We start from the raw sequence: 18,296 nt of genomic DNA, 5'->3' as shown, positions 1-18,296 counted from the left end.
CTTTCCTTCTGTCTTAATTGTAATCCAATTCGATCATGACGACAAAAGTTGGCGCTTTCTGAATCTGTCCGCCGTCCGTGCCAACACATAAAAAACGTAGCCGGCATACGCCGACTACGTCTATATCGCGAATATATTATAAAACAGGTTTCATCGTTTTCAACAACACGTCTGCCGAATGGAGCATTTTCTGCTTCTCTTCTTCTGATAACTCGATTTCGACGACTTGACGCACGCCTTGGCGGTTGATGATTGCCGGCACACCGATATGAATATCGTTCAAGCCGTACTCTCCATCCAAGTAGGCACCGACCGTGAGCAACGTGTTCTCGTTACGGAGCACCGCTTTGACGAGACGAAGCAAGCCGAGACCGATCGCATAGTACGTCGCGCCTTTACGTTCGATGATGTGATACGCAGCGTCACGAACGTTGACGTAGATGTCTTCAAGGTCTTCCCACGTATACTCGTCGTTCTCTTCAAGCAACTGTTCGACCGATTTGCCGTAAATCCGGGCGTTGCTCCACGCCGCGAACTCGGTATCGCCATGCTCACCCATGATGTAAGCGTGGCAGTTGCGCGGATCGACGTTGAAGTAATCACCTAGCATGTAGCGGAGGCGTGACGTATCGAGTACAGTCCCTGATCCGAAGACGCGATGTTTCGGAAGACCCGAGTATTTCCAAGCCAAGTGTGTCATGATATCGACCGGGTTTGACGCGAGGATGATGATACCGTCGAAGCCAGAAGCCATGATTTCAGTGATCATCGATTTCATGATTTTCGCATTTTTCTCAACGAGGTCGAGACGTGTCTCACCTGGTTTTTGAGGAGCTCCGGCCGTGATGACGACGATATCTGCAGCACCGCAGTCCGTGTAATCTCCAGCCCATACGCGCATCGGTGACGAAGCGAACGAGACGCCGTGGTTCAAGTCCATCGCTTCGCCTTCTGCCTTCGCCTTGTTGATGTCGATGATAACGAGTTCTTCACATAGGCTCGCTGTCGTCAATTGATACGCGAAGCTTGCACCGACCGCTCCGGCCCCGACGAGAGCGACCCGTGTTACTTTTGCATGATTTAATGTTTCCATGTTGTTTTTCCACCCTTCAAACAATCTGTTTCATGTTTTTGTTTTGTCTGTTACACCTAGATTGTAACATCATTCACAAACAGTCAATACAAGAGAAACCGTTTTCAGTTTGGCAATATTGTGACAAAATTCACATTCGTTTGAAACATCCTCATTCTCTGTACTACCCTTATGCGAAAACAAGAAAACCAATCGCCGCCGCGGAGGCGATCGCCAAGAAATTAACGGCGTCGTTGCCGAGAAAGCGCCATCCAGATACATAGTCGGTCGCTTCGCCGTGATGCAGCTTTTTCTCCGTCAGTTTTCGGCACGTCCGACAGCGATACTTTCGTTGCACGGTCGCACCGAGTAACGTATCGACGACGCTGCCGCTCAGACCGAGCGCAATCAATAGAAATAGCGTGCCCATCGTTATGTTCAAGAACGGGAGCGATGCCAAGACGATGATCGTCGCGCCGGCGATGGACATGAGCGTACCGAACGGTGACACCCCACCGCTCGTCCCCGGTTCAACTTCACGCAATGTCAAAACGGAGCGCGGTCGGCGCGATGCGAGGACGCCGAACTCGGACCCCCACGTGTCACTCGTCGCCGCCGCGATTGAAACGACGTAAGCGAATAGCCACGCCTCGTTCGAAGTCATCGCCATTCCGATTGCGGTGAGCATGGCGATTCCTCCGTTCGCAAGCACTTGCACGAAATCACGCGGCCCGGATTTTTCAACGATGTCATCGACCGACGCCTTGTCGCGGGCGCGATATTTTGAAGCGAGCGAGGACGTCGAAAAGAACACACCGAGCAAGTACAGCCCGAACCAGCCAAAACCAAACCCGATGACCGCCCCTGTCACGATCGTCAAGATCGCTCCAGAGAACGTCAACGACCGGAGAAGATATCCGGCCAGTGCAACTAGACAAGTTACGAGGACGATTGAGAGCATCGAATCATTTCCCTTTCTGTCACGATCAGTTCGACAGGTATGTCGTGTGGTTCGATCGGTATTTCGTCGAGCACTTGTACGTCGTAGGCGAGCGCGATCGTCGCACCGCGATATGTCGCTAAGAAACGGTCGTAATAACCCCCGCCCCAACCGATCCGATATCCAGAACGGTCAAAGACACGGCCTGGGACGATACAGACATCGATGTCGAGGTCGGTTTCCGCGGTCGTCGGCTCGAGAATACCCATTACCCCCGGCTCGAGGTCGCTGAACGTCCTGATTTCGTGGAACGTGAGCCCCTGTTCCATTACTTTCGGCACCAACACCGATTTTCCTGCTTTTAAAGCTGTATCGATGAGCGGACGCGTATTCACTTCAAGGTCGAGTGACAATGTGAGTGCGACCGTATGCGCTTGTTGCCACTCAGGAAGTGACGCCACGGTATGTAGGATCGCTTCATCACGCTCGTCACGATCGGTGAGCACGCGAATATTCACATGAACCGCTTTTCGGAGCTCTTGTTTAGCCGTCATCTTTTATTCCTCCTATCGAAAAAAAGGCCGCCACATGAGTGACGGCCGGTCTCAATTATTTCACTTCGCGGTAAAGCGTGTGACGACGGAGACGTGGGTTGTATTTGCGCAATTCGAGGCGCTCTGGGTTGTTACGTTTGTTTTTCTTCGTGATGTACGTGCGATCGCCTGTTTCTGTGCAAGCTAGTGTGATTTTAACGCGCATATCTTTCACTCCCATCTTACTAATGTTGTATCAAGTGCTTTTGCTTTACAGTCTAAGCATACTCAATTATCCTACCAAGTTTTTTTTGAAAAAGCAAGGTTATTTCACGTTCTTTTTCAAACGTTTCTGCCCGTACGGTGACGCGTCGAGCGGTAGGCACGTTTTTACGTTATCGCCGATCACATACCGCGTCGCGAGCTCCTCGATCGAGAGCTGTTCACCGACATAAACCGTATCAGCTTCCGAGAGGACGCCGTTTTCAATGCGATGGATCGCATCGAACAGGCCACCGTGCCCGTGCGGGTTGCGGGTCGTTTCAAATGACAACATAGTTGAGTATAACGGAATATCTAGTGACTTCGCAAGTGAACGTGCCGCTGGAATCGTCATCCAATCGAAATGATGGACCGCTTTGAAGTTGACCATCGTCTGTAACTGTTGGACGAGTTTCACGTAGGCGACGTTCTGAGCAGCGATTTGGTTCATGACATGCTCTAGAAACGGACTCGTGAGCGGGACCCGGTACACGTGAACGCGATTGTGGCGCTCGTATTCAGGTAATCCTTCACTGTGCGGCGTGAGGACGTAAACGGTCTCCCCGTCAGCCGCTCGTGCCTCGACTTCAGCGACGACGCGGTGACCGAGGTCGCCCACGATATTGCCTGTATATTCTGGCGTGAGGACGAGAATGACCTCACCTTCTTCGCCACGCTCCTGCGTCACATAATAGTCGTGTGGAGATAGGAACGTATCGATATCAATGTCCACGTCGTCTAAGAACGGATAGACCGTGTAGTGCTCGTCTAGCAAGCGATCCGATAGCTTGCCTTCGTAAAGCGCCGTTTCGAGTTCGGCAAACAGACGGGTATGTTCCCGGAAGCGTTCGGCGGCGTATTGCGCCGTCGTCTGGCCGTCCAAGATAAACGCCCAATCGCTCGAGACTGAGAGCACATAATGACGAATGAGCTGTCTTAACGCCCGGTCGGCGAGTGGCGAGGTGTTCCGATAGTCGGCCACGTCTTTGACGAGTTGCGTCTCCATCGTGTGCAAATGTCTGAGCATCCATTCGTTGCGTTCGTTGATCCAAACATCGCCGTAACCTTTCCGGCCCCACGTGTTCATCGAAACTTGTACTGTTTGCAGGTCTTGGAAATGACGCTCGAGGAAGAGTGCCGGCGTGATCGTCTCAATCCCGTATGCCTCTAGCCGCTCCGCGACTTGCCCTAAAAATTCAGGGCCCTCAAACCACCAATGGCCGAACAGTTCGGCGTCGAACGGTGCCGTGACGAGGAACGGCGGGAACGTTTGTCCACCGTGCGCTTCTAAATGCGCCGCGAGCGTCTCGGCGAAATCGGTCGCGTGATTATCGATTTGATGTTCGGCCCATCCGCGGACGTAATAGTCTTTTTCGTCGCTGTCGCCCGTGATACGATGCATTTTCAAACCTGTGTCGAAACGGATGCCTTCCGGATGCATGAACGCTTGAATGTATTCCCAGTCCCGATCGTAGGCGAGATCGCGATAAAACTCGCGATAGTCCGGATGCCCCGGATAACCGATCATCGAACTCCAAATCTTCCCGGAGATAATTTGATCACGTGGGAACAAAGCGACTCCGTGCGGCGAATAGACAGGCGCACCGATGCCTTTGTCCGGCGTCGGGTCGGCCTCGAGCAACGCGTGCTCATCGACGAACGTGTAGCGAATCCCTTCCTCATAGAGGATGCGGTCGACTCCTGGCGTATACGCACATTCCGGTAACCAAATGCCGGTCGGACGGAAGCCGTAATGCCGCTCGAAGCAGTTCAATCCGGTCCGAATCTCGGCCCGCGCCGCCTGATCGGTGAACAGATGCGGGTTGAAACCGTGTGTCGCCGTACATGTGACCATATCGATGAAGCCTCGCTCACGATATGTACGGAACGCTTGGTTCAAATTTTTCTCCCAATGGAGGAACGTGTTCTTCAAATCTTGATAACGGCGCTCGTAAAAATGAAGCGTCTCGACTTCTTGTTCGCTCCGACCCTCAGCCAGTTCGATTGAAATCAGTTCAAGCATTTCATCTAAATGTCCGAGGTAGCGATCTTGGACGAGCGGGTCGGCGAGCATTTCGATGACGGGCGGAGAAATACTGACCGTCCAATGTAGCGGCCGTTGAAGTCGATCGACTTGCCACAGAATCGGGATGTATGTCTCGGAGATGGCTTCATATACCCAGCGTTCTTCTAGCCGGTGTTTCTCTTCATGCCTCACGTACGGAAGATGGGCATGTAGGACGAGTGAAAAATAACCTGGTTTCATAGTGTGTCCTCCTCAGCGTACGCAGCGGTATGCAGAATATTTTGGTAACGTATCGAGTAGTTCTGGTGACTCGACTTCACCGAATTGCCAACGTCTGACCGGCTCGGCAAAACGTCCGACTCCTGCCGGTTCGTTCCGCGGCGTATCAATCGGCATCGAGGCGACGAGCGGAAGAAATTCGCCTTCCATCGTCCGAATCCCGAATTCGAAGACGTACGTCGTGTTCGGGTCGAGCGGACGGACGAACCAGCTGTTCGTCATTTCCGGCAACTCGAACGTATAAGACCGGTTCGCATGACCAGATGTGTAATCGAGCAGGGTGATGTCTAAGATGCGGAACGCCTTCGGCAAATCTTCCCACGGCCGCATGAACTGCATCGTCAGCGTCTCTTTCACAGCGTCTGACACTTCCCAAAAAACATAGACCGCGTTCGGGGATTGAACGACCGCGTGCATGAGGTCGACATCGTAGCGGTCTGGAAGCTTCCAAAAACCGTCTGGACCTGTTTCAAGGAGCGGTGACTGCTTCGGCTCTTCGTGATGGAGTGTCGAGGCGACCTGCCCCACTGTTGGAGCTTCTTTCTCGTTTCGTTTCATTCTATCCTTCCCTTCATTAGAAGATTTTTTAGGAGCGGTTGTCGGCTTGGTGACCTCACCGTTCTGGGAACGCCATTTACGCCATGCGTACTGGACTTTTCCGACTGGCATGTCTAATTGTTCTGCAATCTGTTTTAACGTAAGCCCTTGTTGTTTCAAGGATACGATTTTTTCTTCCATTTATGTCTGGCTCCCTTCCAAAAAAAAAATCCATATGCTCTACGTATTCGTTCTTTTTCAGTGAATTCCTGCACAAAAAAAAGTAAAGAACAACAGACCTGTTGTTCTTTACCACTTTTATCACTGATTTAAATCATAATGCTTCCCTTTTTCGAGAAAAATCAAATGTTCCCCGAAATTGGTCACATGGTCGCCCATCCGCTCGAGATAGCGGGCGATGTTTGCAAACTCATAAACATCGTTCGTTCCGACCGTCATCGTCGGTAGACTTCCGATATATTGCTTGATCACCTGTAAGTTGAGATCATCGATGACTTTGTCCATCTCATTCAACTCACGGACCCGGCTGGCTTCACCTTTACGATAGGCCCGGGTTGCGAGTTCAAGCATATCGATCAACTGTTCGGCCATCTGCTTGAGCGGCTTAATGTCAAGCAAGTACGGGACGTGCTCGATTCGCGTCACGGCTTTAGCGATGTTCGTCGCGTAATCCGCGATCCGTTCAAGATCGGTCGCGGACTTCATCGTCACGATCAAGCGGCGAAGATCAGTCGCGACCGGTTGTTGTTTGGCAATCAAGAGAATCGCCTGGTCGTTGATTTCAAGTTCGAGGTCATCTAGTTCGTTATCATTGTCGATCACCGTCTGGGCGAGCGTGAGGTCTCGTTTCTCGAGTACCTCGATCGCCGTCGCCGTTTGGCGCATCGTCAAGTTCGCCAAGCGAACGACTTTCTCTTCTAGTTCATGTAATTTAACATCAAAAAACGCGCGATTTTGTGCCATAGTAATCTCCCCCTCTTAACCGAACCGGCCAGAAATGTAATCTTCAGTCCGCTTGTCAGTTGGATTCGAGAAGATTTTATCGGTTGCGTCGAACTCGACGACTTCCCCGTTCAAGAAGAACGCCGTCTTGTCAGACACACGTGCTGCCTGTTGCATGTTGTGCGTGACGATGATGATCGAATATTGCTCTTTCAACTCTTGGACGAGCTCTTCGACTTTAAGTGTCGAGATTGGGTCAAGCGCTGACGTCGGCTCGTCCATAAGAATGACGTCTGGTTCAATGGCAAGTGTCCGGGCGATACAAAGGCGCTGTTGCTGACCACCTGAGAGACCGTAGGCGTTTTCGTTCAAGCGATCTTTCACTTCTTCCCAAATCGCGGCGCCGCGCAGTGAGCGTTCGACGATCTCGTCGAGCACTTTTTTATTTTTGATCCCGTGCGTGCGCGGTCCGTACGCGACGTTGTCGTACACGGATTTTGGGAACGGGTTTGGCTGCTGGAACACCATCCCGACCGACGTGCGGAGATCTTCAACTCTATAGTCACGATCAAAGATGTTGCGGCCATGGTAAAGAATCTCCCCGTTCGTCCGTACCGTCGGGACGAGTTCGACCATCCGGTTCAACGTCTTGATGAACGTCGACTTCCCACAACCAGACGGACCGATGATGGCCGTCACTTCGTTTTTCTTAATGTCGAGATTGACGTCGATCAATGCTTGATCGTCGCCGTACCATAAGTTCAAATTGTTCACGACATAAGCACTGTCTTTTTGCATCACGGTCTCGGTCGGTTGGGTCGTCGTTGTATTCACGTTATGATCTCCTTTAAGCTCTGTTTGTTTCATCATCTCGAGAGTCCTCCTCGTTTACTGCTGCGACTTAATGTCGATTTGTATACTTGTTGCGGATATAGATTGCGGCCGAGTTCATCGTGATGAGCAGTGTCATCAAGACGATGATGCCGGCAGCGGCAATGTTTTGGAATTCAGCTTGCGGACGGCTCGTCCAGCTGTAAATTTGAATCGGGAGTGCTGTGAAGTCTGAAAACACATTGTTCGGTGTCGTCGAGATGAACGTCGCCGCCCCGATCATGATGAGCGGTGCCGTCTCGCCGATGGCCCGGGATACGGCCAAGATGATCCCTGTGATGATCCCTGGAATGGCTGACGGTAACACGACGTTGAACGTCGTCTGCCATTTCGAGGCACCCATTGCGAGCGACGCATGACGCAGCTCCATCTTAACAGACCGTAACGCTTCTTGTGACGCGACGATGACAATCGGCAAACTCATCAGACCGAGCGTCAGCGCCCCCGTCATGACCGAGCTGCCAAGTCCGGCCGTCCGGACGAAGAACGTCAATCCGAGCAAACCGAACACGATCGACGGGACACCCGCCAAGTTCGAGATGTTCACTTCGATAAACGACGTGAGCCGGTTTTTCGGTGCGTACTCTTCCAAGTAAATCGCGGCACCGACACCGACGATAAACACCATCGGCACGATTAGCATCATGAGCCAAAGCGTCCCGATCAAAGCCGGATAAAGACCGGCCTGTTCGGCGCGGCGTGACGGGAAGTTGCGGAGGAAGTCGAGATTGACCCAGCCGCCACCTTTTGAGATCACGTCATAAATAAGCGTCGATAGGACGAGCAAGGCGAAGATGAGCCCCGCTAAAAAGATGTATTTAAAGATTTCGTTCAATCGTAGGCGACTTTTAATCCGTCGCGATACGGTCTCATGGTCAATATAGTTCTTCGTATTCTTGAACTCACTGTTCGGCAAAGCCATATTAGTACTCCTCTCTGAAGCGGCGCGTCACCCAGTTCGCGAACAAGTTCATCACGAGCGTAAAGATGAATAGAAGCGCACCGACCGCATAGATACTATAGTATTCGATTGTCCCGTAACCGGCGTCACCTTTGGCGATTTGGACGATATACGCCGTCATCGTTTGGATCGAGTCGAGCGGGTTGAACTCGAAGTTCGGTTGCGACCCACCCGCGATCGTGACGATCATCGTCTCACCGATCGCTCGACTCATCCCGAGGACGATCGAAGCGATGATTCCGGAGAGCGCGGCTGGCATGACGACTTTGAGGGCGACTTCTAGACGTGTCGCACCGAGGCCGAGTGCCCCGTCACGAATCTTTTTCGGAACGGCACTCATCGCGTCTTCCGAAATCGACGCGATCATCGGGATGATCATGATGCCGACGACGATCCCTGGACTGAGGGCGTTATAGATCTTCAACCCTGGAATGAGCGACTGCAAGATCGGTGTGACGAATGACAAGGCGAAGAACCCGAAGACGATCGTCGGAACACCGGCGAGGACTTCAAGGATCGGCTTGAGAATCGTCCGGGCCCGTTCAGACGCGTACTCGCTCAAATAAATGGCCGATGCGAGTCCGAGCGGCACTGCCACGATCATCGCGATGAGCGTGATTTGGAGTGTGCCCATGACGAGCGCCCAAACACCGAAACTCGGGTCCGCACTGAGCGGGTACCATTCGGTCGAGCCTAGGAAGTCGCGTACCGGGACTTTTTCAAAGAACTTGAACAGTTCGAAGCCGAGCGTCAAAGCAATCCCGATCGTCGTGACGACCGAGACAAATGCGCTCAAGAATAATAAGAACGGCATGATTTTGTCAAACACGTTCGTCGTACTATATTTTTTTTGCTTATTCGCGTTAATCATCTCTCGAATCGAGAACTCATTTTTTGATTCGTTCATCTCGTTTATCGCTCCCTACCTCTTCATACTAGAAAGCATGGCGAGAAGGCGAGAGAATCTCTCACCTTCTGCCATTTGCTCTATTTATTCACCAGCGAGTTCATCAATCAGTTTAGCGTTCTCATCGTAACTTGCCTGCTCCATCGCGACATAGCCGACTTCTTCAGCAAGTGCTCCGGCATTTTCGTTCATAAAGCGTGCGAAGTTTACAACTTGCGGCTTTTCTTGCATCGATGCGTTGTTCACGTACGTGTAGATTGGACGTGACAGTGGGTATTCGAACGATGTCACGTTCTCAGCTGTCGGCTCGACGCCGTTTACTTTCAACGATTTCAACGTGCCTTCGTTTTCAATGTAGTACGCGTATCCGAAGAAACCGATCGCGTTTTTCGTTCCGGCAACTCCTGTTACGAGGACGTTGTCGTCTTCTGACAACTGTGCATCTTGGCGAACGTCTGTATCTTCGAGAACTGCTTCGTTGAAGTAATCGAACGTACCTGAGTCTTTACCAGGTGAGAAGAATGAGATCTCTTCATCCGGCCAGTCCGAGCGGACGTCTTTCCATGTCTTCACGTTCATATCTGTCCACATCATGTTAAGCTCATCCATCGTGATATCATCGGCCCAATCGTTCTCAGGGTTGACGACAATTGCCAATCCGTCAAGCGCGACCGCGATTTCTGTGTACTCGACGCCGTTCGCTTCAGCTTCGGCTGCTTCTTCTTCTTTGATTTCACGTGATGCGTTCGAGAAGTCTGTCTCCCCGGTCACGAAACGTTTGAAGCCGCCGCCCGTTCCAGATACACCGACCGTTACTTCAACGTCTGGCTGTTCAGCTGAATACTCTTCAGCGACCGCTTCCATGATTGGGAATACGGTAGACGAACCGTCCATGACGACTTTACCTGAAAGTGCGTCCCCTTCGGCTCCACCGTTTTCTTCTTCATTGTTTCCACACGCGGCACCGACGATGGCCACCGAAGTGATTGAAGCGAGTAAAGCTGATTTTTTCATCCAAGACATTTCTGACGTCCTCCTTGAGTTTGCTTTGATTTGTGTTGTGGATCTGTTGTTTCGTCCTACAATTAACATCCTAATAAACTACTATTAACGATAAATAAACGGAACGTAAAAGAATTGTAAAGATAAAAAAAGAAGCCACCGAAGTGACTTCTTTACTGGAGCTGCGCTTGGACGTCTTCTAAATCAAAATATACTTTCATGATGTCATGGGCGACGCGCGTGTTGACGCCTTCCGCCTCAAGACCTGGCATGATGATCGCCCACGCGATCTCTGGATCGTCATACGGAGCCCAGCCGACGTGGTTCGAGTTGAGCGTCTTGATCGGCTCACCTTTATCGTTTCGCTTCGCTTGACCGTCCGGCCCTTCCGCGATCGCTTGCGCGGTCCCGGTCTTACCGGCCGCCGTCACTCCCGTCTGTTGGAGAATCCGTGACGTCCCGCTCTCGACCCCTTGACGGAAGCCTTGACGCGAACGCTGGATGAACTCGTCGCGGATGTCGACTTTGTTCAGCGCTTTCGGCTGGAACGTGCTGACGACTTGTTTGTTCATCTCATCGAGCGATCCCGGTTCAATGATCTCTTTTAACAGATGCGGCTGCACCCGATATCCGCCGTTGGCAAGCGTCGACGTATATTGCGCGAGTTGGATCGGCGTGTACGAGATGAACTGACCGATCGACATATCCATCAACAGTGTGACGCGGTCGGGTACGCTCCGGAAACCGATTGATTCGTAAGGAAGATCGATGCCCGTCTCGATCCCGAGTCCGAACTGTTTATAGTAGTGCTCCATCGTATTGAACGCCTCAGTGACGTTGTCACCGACGATTTGGCCGGTCGAGTAATAATCGGCGAGCCTGAGCGCGATCTGGAACATGTAAATGTTCGACGACATGGCAAGCGCATCGAGGTCGTTGATGTTCCCCATGTTCCGGTAAGACGATTTGAGCGAAGACCCGATGCGGATCGGCGCGTCGTAAATGTATTCGCCCGGCTTGATGACTTCTTCTTCAAGTCCGAACGCGACGGTCGCCCCTTTGATCGTCGAGCCGATTTGGCTCGCCCGGAGCACGGTTCCTGTCGAGACGTCTTTAAACTCGTTCGTCTCAAGATCTAACTCTTGGCCAGACAAAGCGAGCAGCTCGCCCGTCTTCGGATTCATGACGACAACGAAAGCCCGGTCGAAGTGCGGACTCCCCGAACGCCCGGCACGGATCGCCTTCTTCAAGATCTCATCGACTTCTTTTTGGAATTCGATATCCGTCGACAAGATGATGTCTTTTCCGGGATTACCGCTCACGCGCGTAGGCTCACCGACCGGTTGACCTTTATACGTCGTGAAAACGTCATAGGCCGGGGTCCCGCGTAAAATATCTTCATATTGCTGCTCGAGATAAGACGTCCCGACCCGATCGTTCAACCCGTAGCCTTTCGCTTGATACGAGGCCCGTTGCTCGGCCGGGATTTGACGATAGCTTCCGAGGAAACTTTGGAACGTTTCACCGAACGGATAAGCCCGCTGGTAATACGGTTCGACGCTGACGCCTGGCAACAGCTCCAAGTTTTCTTCGATCAAAGCCATCTCTTTCGGCGACGCGCCGATCTTGATGACTTGTGGGTCTAACGCGTACCCGCTCTCCATATTATGTTTGATGGCGATGATCTCTTCGGTCGCATCATCGAACGTGATCTCTGCTTGTGTGATTGAATCAAGCAGCAACTGATCGACTGCTTGGTTCGACAAGGCGGCCCGCTCTTCTTCCGGCAGCTCGGCGAGAAGCGATTGAACTCGTTCTTGCGAGCGCTCGGGATCGATGGCGATCCAATAGTCCTTGCGGTCCCGTTCGGTCACTTTGCGGTCTTTCTCCGGAATGTCGACGATCTTAGCAAGTTTGACCGCAACATCGAGACGCTCCTCCGTTTTCGTCACTTGGGAGCGACGGTACATGACCGAATAGTTCGAGATCGTGTCGGCCAAAACTTGCCCGTTCCGATCGTAGATTTTGCCGCGAGGCACCTCGTACTTGATCTTGCTCGACTCGGTCTTTTGAACTTCTCGGGCGATCAACTCTCCGTTGACGATTTGGACGACGCCTAACCGAAAAATCAACGTCGCAAACAAGATGAAGACGATAAAGAACAATAAATTTAACCGTAACGGAAGGTGGTTACGCCGTTTTTTCGGCACTTTCACACGGTGTCTAGCCAATTCAGTTATCTCCTTCCACATTCAGTTGCTTCTATATTATACTTTTCTGTATTTCTATTTTCAGACTCGATTTTCACTATATCATAATTTGTTTACAAATTAATGAAATGTAGAAAAAATCCCGAGATTCAACCGAATCTCGGGATCGTGTCATTATTTGGCGTCAGCGTAAAGCTTCGCGACGTAATCCCAGTCGATGACGTGGAAGAACGCTTGGATGTAGTCCGGGCGACGGTTTTGATAGTTCAAGTAGTACGCGTGCTCCCAAACATCGAGTCCGAGGATCGGCGTGATGCCTTCCATGATCGGTGAATCTTGGTTCGGTGTCGACGTGACTTCGAGCTTGCCGCCTTTGACGACGAGCCAAGCCCAACCTGAACCGAAACGAGTTGTAGCGGCTTTCGTGAACTCATCTTTAAACGCGTCAAAGCTGCCGAACGCTTCGTCGATCGCCGTTGCGAGTTCGCCCGTTGGTGTCCCGTTCTCGTTTTTCTTCAACAACTTCCAGAAGAACGAGTGGTTCCAATGGCCGCCGCCGTTGTTACGAACAGCTGTCTGAATGTCAGCAGGAAGCGAATCGAGTTTTTGGAGCAAGTCTTCAAGTGAAGAGTACTCTACATCTTTTCCTTCGAGTGCATTGTTCACGTTCGTGACGTAAGCGTTGTGGTGTTTCGAATGGTGGATTTCCATCGTGCGTGCGTCAATGTGTGGTTCGAGTGCATCGTATGCGTAATCAAGTTGTGGTAATTCAAATTTAGCCATAACTAAAATCCCCCTTTAAATTGGTTTGAACAACGTTCGCTTTAAATGTAACAGATTTGTGACGGCTTACTCAATTGTAAAGGCTTATTCCACCTCTTCGTCCGGCAACGCCCAGACCGAGATCGATCCTGCCGCTACTTTAAATACCCCTTTTCCATCTTCGTCAATCTCGATGATTTCATCGATCGTCTGCGTCAAGTCGACCCATTTCTCCCCGGCACGATATTCCCCGACGTACATCCGTTTCTCCGCCTCCTCGTTATTCGAGATGATGACGGCACAACCTGAGCGCTCGATGTCCTCGCTACCGTGTCGGACCCAGCCGATCACGTTCTCGTTATCGAAGTAATCATCTTGCTGCCCGTATGCTTTTTCGCGACGTGCGTACAGAAGCGGATCGATGGCCTGTTTCTTCCCTTCAGTCGGGTGGGGCCCGTTGATACCGTAGTAATCCCCATAGAAGACGCACGGATAACCGTCTCGGCGAAGCAAGATCAGACCGTAAGCACTTTGTTTAAACCAATCTTTGACCCATGATTCGAGCGCCTCGGCCGGCTGTGAGTCATGGTTGTCGACGAACGTGACCGAGTGAAACGGGTGGGACTGGACGAGCGTGTCGTCAAAAATCGTCCGCAAATCAAACGATGCACCTTCGATCGAGGCACGTTGCAAATTGTAGTGGAGCGGCACGTCGAACAGATCGACGTGATAGTCGATATTGTCTAAAAAGGCGCGGCAATCTTCGAGCTCTGACTTCCAAAACTCACCGACCAAGTAAAAGTTCTCGCCTTTTTCATCTTTCATCGTTTGGCTGAACTCTTTGACGAAATCATAGTTAATATGTTTGATCGCATCGAGACGGAAGCCGTCACATTTCGTCTCTTCGATGAACCACTTGCCCCAACTTAACACTTCTTCCCGGACTTCCGGATGATGATAGTCAATGTTCGCGAACATCAGATAATCGTATACGCCGAACTCACTATCGACGTTGTCATTCCATTTTTTGTTATCGCCTAAGATGAAGAAGATACCCCTATGCTCGCTCGCCGCGTCATAGTCCGTGCCGTTGAAATGATGGAAGTTCCATTTGAACGACGAGTACTTATCGTTTCGTTCTTTATAATCAAACTTCGTCCACCCTTCGATCTCAAACGGTTCTTCCGACAACACTTTCGTCCGGTCTTCCGAGTCGACTTCTAACACGTCGAACTTCTCGGTTGCGTCGGCTCCAGCTTTATGGTTCAACACGACGTCCATATATACTTGCATCCCGAGCTCTTGGGCGTGTTTCGTCGCCTCAAGCAGCTCTTGCTTCGTCCCATATTTTGTAGCGATGGTCCCTTTTTGATCAAACTCGCCTAAATCATACAAATCATAGACACCATATCCCGTATCCTCATCATTTTGACCTTTTGTGACAGGTGGCAACCAAAGTGCGGTGATTCCTGCTTTTTTCAACTTAGAAGCACGTTCTTTCAATCGCTTCCAATGCTTTTGGTCAGCCGGGACGTGCCATTCAAAAAATTGCATCATCGTATGATTTCGTTCCATCTTACTTCGCCTCGTTTCATATTTTTCAAAAATAAAATGCTAACGAATATTTACCCACGTCTTCACTTTTGAAAACAAAAATGTAAATAAAAAGACAGCTTTCATCAGAAAGCTGTCTTTGATGGACCCTGTAGGACTTGAACCTACGACCGGACGGTGTTGCGATAGGTAACGTTCCCCTTCGGCATTACCCGGAAGGCTAATTGTTTTCCCCCGCTTATCACTGTACGTGCGACTTTCACCGCATACAGCGACCCATCAATTGTTTAAGTTGATATTTAATGTGTGTTAGGTTTTGTAGTCTTGTGTTTTAGTTTTCTCATTTCATGAATTCCATATTTTATAGCCCATTTCTTGACTGCATTCCCGGATACCTCGAATTTCCTTCCGATTTCCAAATAAGATTCGGTTTGAATTAAATTCAGCAGAATTTCTTTAGATGGTCTGTTACTCTTCCTCTCGGAAGTCCTATAAGTAACAGCCTCCGAAGGTGTTCGGTTCTTATTACTCTTCCGCTTTTTCTTCTTTTCTTCCCGTAATCTCCGATGTTCGTCGATGTGACATGTTTTACATAACGTCACTAAGTTATTGACTTTATTGATCTTGTCTCCCTTTGCATTCGGATCGATGTGATGTATATCTACATCTCCGTTTCCAGTGAGTACCGTTTCACAATGTCGGCACTTACCTTTGTCTCTATTGAATACCATGGGTCGATTAATAAAGTATTCGAGAGTGTAAATCGTGTCGATATTTCTTGCAATCAAATCCGACATATTAGAGTGAGTCAGATATGGGTTTCTGGATTTCGTGAAAGGTGTTTTTCCGGTGATTTCTTGATATTTTCTCATACCATCGGTACTGTATATGTTTATCCATTGAGCAAATGCTTTAGGTTTAACAAAGTTACCGATACCTAATTTTGCGAGTCCCATATTATTATCGAGAAGTCTCCAAGATATTGTATATCTGTCCCCAAATCGATCGTGATATGGTATTAGGTTGGCACAGGTTTTCATCTTCACCCACTCGCCATTTCGTTTTTTCTTAGTAAGGAATTGTTCCTTCTTAATACTCCAACTTAGTGTGGTAAGTGCTTTACTGTACATAGTACAGAATCGGTAGAAGTTGTTTAGTCCTCGGACAATCGAATTATACCTCAAGATCGCGATGCCCATTTCCGTACTATTTACTCTACTTGATTTTCGTATATCCTTTAGCGCTTCTATTAACTTTCCACGTTTTTCCCTTAGCCTTTCAGAGTTGGGATAAGTTCTTAACGTGTAATTGTTGTTTTTACCGAGCGCTTTGACGAAATCAATACCCACGAAAACCGCTCTTTCTTTCGTTAGATCGGTTATTTTCGTCTTTTCCTCACTTAGTTCTATCTTTAGATTTCTCTTTAGATAGGAGGTACAAGACTTTTTCCATCTAATCGCTTCTTCCTCAGAACTGGTTAAAATAACCCAGTCATCAGCATACCTGATAAGGTATCCCTGTTTCAGGTTCGTCTTTTTGAGTTGCTTCATTTTGTAATCTTTTCTATACCCTTTGTGTTGGGTTTCGAATTCATCCCATTGTTTAGCAACCCAGTGATCAAAGTCGTTTAGATATACATTCGCTAGTAGAGTAGATATCGTACTACCTTGTGGAGTTCCTATTTCATTTCTTTCGGTGATATTCTCGATACCGGCTTTTAACATCTTCTTTATTATGGCTAGGACTCGTTTGTCACGTATACCCATCTTGTAAAGTTTATTGATTAGTATTTTGTGATCAATATTGTCGAAGTATCCTTTGATGTCCCCTTCGACTACCCAGTGACGTTGATTATACGTAGTGAGATATGAAAATCTCGCTAATACGTGTTCAATGCCTCTCATAGGGCGAAATCCGTAGCTGTGTTCGTAAAATTGTGCCTCACATATAGGTTCTATGATATTGGCTACCGCCGTTTGTATCACACGATCAATGATGTTAGAAATACCTAAAGGTCGGGTTTTACCGTTAGCTTTCGGTATTAGTACTCTTCGTACCTTTCCGGGTTCGTAATTCTCAAGTCTTTCGCGTATTGCGTCGAACGTGATCATAGCGTCTCCGTCTAAGAATTCTTGTCCGGATATTTTATCTACACCGGTAGTTTTGAATCCACTATTACTTTTGACTTTCCGAATCGCGTGAATTATATTCTCCCTATTGCATATAAGTTCGTAAAGTCCGGTAAAATTTCGTTTACCTTCTTTACTCTGCTCATAGAGATTATTCTTCATCGCTTTGAGGTCAGCCTCGCTAAGTTCATTGATTATAGTAGTCAGACATGTTCCTCCTCCCACCACAATACAAACATTTTATGGTTTACAACCGTTTCTTAGCGTACACACACATTAAATTATCAAAGTACAATTTGACTTTCCCCCTTCGCTCCGGCTACTTTCATAGCTTTCATCACTACTATGGGGATTCCGACTTCCTCGTTTAACGGTCATTTCCTACCGCTTATTGGCCCCTGATACGGGTTTGTAATACCAACCGAGGATATCATACGTTCCTATATCATTAGCTGTTCATATCACTACTTAGGTGCCTGCTATACGTGCATATTCGATAAGGGAATCCGATTAGACCCTCCCAGTTATTCATCGTTCGTAATCGATGAATGCAGATATGACTACCCACAAAAGGATATCCGCCGAATATTAACCAAAGATGTTACCATCAATTGAGACATTTCACGTTTTCATTTCACAGGTTCGTCTAGGTGTGCTACACCGATTCTCACCATATAGTGTTTTTAGCCCCCCGCCTACTTCTTACCCATCCTATGAGCTACATAGGACTGTCATTTTTGGCGACTTCACCGAGCTTCTTACCTTTCGGTCGTATCAGACCTCCACGCAAGTCGGAGTATTAGGGTATTTTCACTGTAATCGCAGTGGACAACTGATTTCGTTGTCTTATCATGATATAAGTTAGGTCTTTTATAACAAAGAACCCGACGCTTTTCGGTCTGCATTTCTGCATACCTTGTACGTCAACGTATCGCACTATGAGCCGTCTGCTCTAACCAGCTGAGCTAAGGGTCCTTATTGGTAGCGGCGGAGGGAGTCGAACCCACGACCTCACGGGTATGAACCGTACGCTCTAGCCAGCTGAGCTACACCGCCACGTTGTTATACAGTAATAATATACTGAATGAAGCCGCCACTGTCAATGAAAAGTCATATGTACGAAAAAAAGTCCTACTACTTATTGAACTGAGCCCTGTTTTTCGGACAGTTTAATAAAAAGTGCGTCGTCTTTTATGCGGCGATCAGATGGCTCCGGTATTGCTCCGGAGTCATTTTTTTTAGGTTCCATTGCTTGCGTTCACTATTGTA

15 protein-coding genes and 1 tRNA gene are annotated in these 18,296 nt (G+C 49.2%); all 16 read right to left on the bottom strand.

Annotated features, from left to right (window positions below):
• Positions 1 to 136 precede the first annotated feature (136 nt).
• The 16 genes from EVJ32_RS13315 to EVJ32_RS13240 all read right to left on the bottom strand — a co-directional run bounded on the left by EVJ32_RS13315 (position 137) and on the right by EVJ32_RS13240 (position 18,083).
• Entirely contained in the window at positions 137 to 1,093 is a 957-nt protein-coding gene (locus EVJ32_RS13315; RefSeq protein WP_131458748.1) for an L-lactate dehydrogenase, read from the bottom strand.
• A gap of 169 nt (positions 1,094 to 1,262) precedes the next feature.
• A complete protein-coding gene (locus EVJ32_RS13310) occupies positions 1,263 to 2,033 on the bottom strand; it encodes a DUF92 domain-containing protein (RefSeq protein WP_131458747.1) in 771 nt (256 codons plus the stop codon).
• A complete protein-coding gene (locus EVJ32_RS13305) occupies positions 2,012 to 2,566 on the bottom strand; it encodes a 5-formyltetrahydrofolate cyclo-ligase (RefSeq protein WP_131458746.1) in 555 nt (184 codons plus the stop codon). Before EVJ32_RS13305 ends, EVJ32_RS13310 begins: the two co-directional genes overlap by 22 nt.
• Before the next feature lie 55 nt (positions 2,567 to 2,621).
• A complete protein-coding gene (rpmG, locus tag EVJ32_RS13300; RefSeq protein WP_016510885.1) occupies positions 2,622 to 2,786 on the bottom strand; it encodes a 50S ribosomal protein L33 in 165 nt (54 codons plus the stop codon).
• 84 nt (positions 2,787 to 2,870) lie between these two features.
• A complete protein-coding gene (locus EVJ32_RS13295) occupies positions 2,871 to 5,072 on the bottom strand; it encodes a 1,4-alpha-glucan branching protein domain-containing protein (protein ID WP_131458745.1) in 2,202 nt (733 codons plus the stop codon).
• A 12-nt stretch (positions 5,073 to 5,084) separates the two neighbouring features.
• Positions 5,085 to 5,849, bottom strand: a complete 765-nt coding sequence (locus EVJ32_RS13290; protein WP_131440104.1) for a DUF4912 domain-containing protein — start codon at positions 5,847 to 5,849, stop codon at positions 5,085 to 5,087.
• A 120-nt stretch (positions 5,850 to 5,969) separates the two neighbouring features.
• Positions 5,970 to 6,632: a phosphate signaling complex protein PhoU gene (gene phoU / locus EVJ32_RS13285; protein ID WP_071397746.1), complete on the bottom strand. Its 663-nt coding sequence runs from the start codon at positions 6,630 to 6,632 to the stop codon at positions 5,970 to 5,972.
• Between the two features lie 15 nt (positions 6,633 to 6,647).
• A complete protein-coding gene (gene pstB, locus EVJ32_RS13280; protein WP_233589588.1) occupies positions 6,648 to 7,409 on the bottom strand; it encodes a phosphate ABC transporter ATP-binding protein PstB in 762 nt (253 codons plus the stop codon).
• A 103-nt stretch (positions 7,410 to 7,512) separates the two neighbouring features.
• Positions 7,513 to 8,424, bottom strand: a complete 912-nt coding sequence (gene pstA, locus EVJ32_RS13275) for a phosphate ABC transporter permease PstA (RefSeq protein WP_131458743.1) — start codon at positions 8,422 to 8,424, stop codon at positions 7,513 to 7,515.
• Between the two features lies 1 nt (position 8,425).
• Complete coding sequence (pstC, locus tag EVJ32_RS13270; protein ID WP_016508080.1) at positions 8,426 to 9,370, bottom strand: phosphate ABC transporter permease subunit PstC; 945 nt, start codon at positions 9,368 to 9,370, stop codon at positions 8,426 to 8,428.
• A gap of 84 nt (positions 9,371 to 9,454) precedes the next feature.
• Positions 9,455 to 10,393, bottom strand: coding sequence for a PstS family phosphate ABC transporter substrate-binding protein (locus EVJ32_RS13265; RefSeq protein WP_131458742.1), 939 nt, complete (start codon positions 10,391 to 10,393; stop codon positions 9,455 to 9,457).
• Positions 10,394 to 10,545: 152 nt separating this feature from the next.
• Positions 10,546 to 12,603, bottom strand: coding sequence for a peptidoglycan D,D-transpeptidase FtsI family protein (locus EVJ32_RS13260; protein ID WP_201739052.1), 2,058 nt, complete (start codon positions 12,601 to 12,603; stop codon positions 10,546 to 10,548).
• 153 nt (positions 12,604 to 12,756) lie between these two features.
• On the bottom strand, positions 12,757 to 13,365 hold the full coding sequence (locus tag EVJ32_RS13255; protein WP_071397750.1) for a superoxide dismutase: 609 nt from the start codon (positions 13,363 to 13,365) through the stop codon (positions 12,757 to 12,759).
• Between the two features lie 84 nt (positions 13,366 to 13,449).
• A complete protein-coding gene (locus tag EVJ32_RS13250) occupies positions 13,450 to 14,919 on the bottom strand; it encodes an alpha-amylase (RefSeq protein ID WP_131458740.1) in 1,470 nt (489 codons plus the stop codon).
• A gap of 278 nt (positions 14,920 to 15,197) precedes the next feature.
• Positions 15,198 to 17,189: a group II intron reverse transcriptase/maturase gene (gene ltrA / locus EVJ32_RS13245; protein ID WP_131458739.1), complete on the bottom strand. Its 1,992-nt coding sequence runs from the start codon at positions 17,187 to 17,189 to the stop codon at positions 15,198 to 15,200.
• An 817-nt stretch (positions 17,190 to 18,006) separates the two neighbouring features.
• Positions 18,007 to 18,083: transfer RNA gene (locus tag EVJ32_RS13240), tRNA-Met, on the bottom strand.
• Positions 18,084 to 18,296: the final 213 nt, after the last annotated feature.

This window comes from Exiguobacterium sp. SH5S4 (genome assembly GCF_004337045.1).
Taxonomy (GTDB): Bacteria; Bacillota; Bacilli; order Exiguobacteriales; family Exiguobacteriaceae; genus Exiguobacterium; species Exiguobacterium aurantiacum_A.
Note: the sequence above shows the minus strand (reverse complement) of the source record. Positions and strands in the feature narration are given on the sequence as shown.

What these genes read in the sequence shown, in the direction of transcription:
- EVJ32_RS13315 (WP_131458748.1), bottom strand. Translation starts at nt 1,093, where the DNA reads ATGGAAACATTAAATCATGCAAAAGTAACACGGGTCGCTCTCGTCGGG.
- EVJ32_RS13310 (WP_131458747.1), bottom strand. Translation starts at nt 2,033, where the DNA reads ATGCTCTCAATCGTCCTCGTAACTTGTCTAGTTGCACTGGCCGGATAT.
- EVJ32_RS13305 (WP_131458746.1), bottom strand. Translation starts at nt 2,566, where the DNA reads ATGACGGCTAAACAAGAGCTCCGAAAAGCGGTTCATGTGAATATTCGC.
- rpmG (WP_016510885.1), bottom strand. Translation starts at nt 2,786, where the DNA reads ATGGGAGTGAAAGATATGCGCGTTAAAATCACACTAGCTTGCACAGAA.
- EVJ32_RS13295 (WP_131458745.1), bottom strand. Translation starts at nt 5,072, where the DNA reads ATGAAACCAGGTTATTTTTCACTCGTCCTACATGCCCATCTTCCGTAC.
- EVJ32_RS13290 (WP_131440104.1), bottom strand. Translation starts at nt 5,849, where the DNA reads ATGGAAGAAAAAATCGTATCCTTGAAACAACAAGGGCTTACGTTAAAA.
- phoU (WP_071397746.1), bottom strand. Translation starts at nt 6,632, where the DNA reads ATGGCACAAAATCGCGCGTTTTTTGATGTTAAATTACATGAACTAGAA.
- pstB (WP_233589588.1), bottom strand. Translation starts at nt 7,409, where the DNA reads ATGCAAAAAGACAGTGCTTATGTCGTGAACAATTTGAACTTATGGTAC.
- pstA (WP_131458743.1), bottom strand. Translation starts at nt 8,424, where the DNA reads ATGGCTTTGCCGAACAGTGAGTTCAAGAATACGAAGAACTATATTGAC.
- pstC (WP_016508080.1), bottom strand. Translation starts at nt 9,370, where the DNA reads ATGAACGAATCAAAAAATGAGTTCTCGATTCGAGAGATGATTAACGCG.
- EVJ32_RS13265 (WP_131458742.1), bottom strand. Translation starts at nt 10,393, where the DNA reads ATGTCTTGGATGAAAAAATCAGCTTTACTCGCTTCAATCACTTCGGTG.
- EVJ32_RS13255 (WP_071397750.1), bottom strand. Translation starts at nt 13,365, where the DNA reads ATGGCTAAATTTGAATTACCACAACTTGATTACGCATACGATGCACTC.
- EVJ32_RS13250 (WP_131458740.1), bottom strand. Translation starts at nt 14,919, where the DNA reads ATGGAACGAAATCATACGATGATGCAATTTTTTGAATGGCACGTCCCG.
- ltrA (WP_131458739.1), bottom strand. Translation starts at nt 17,189, where the DNA reads ATGAAGAATAATCTCTATGAGCAGAGTAAAGAAGGTAAACGAAATTTT.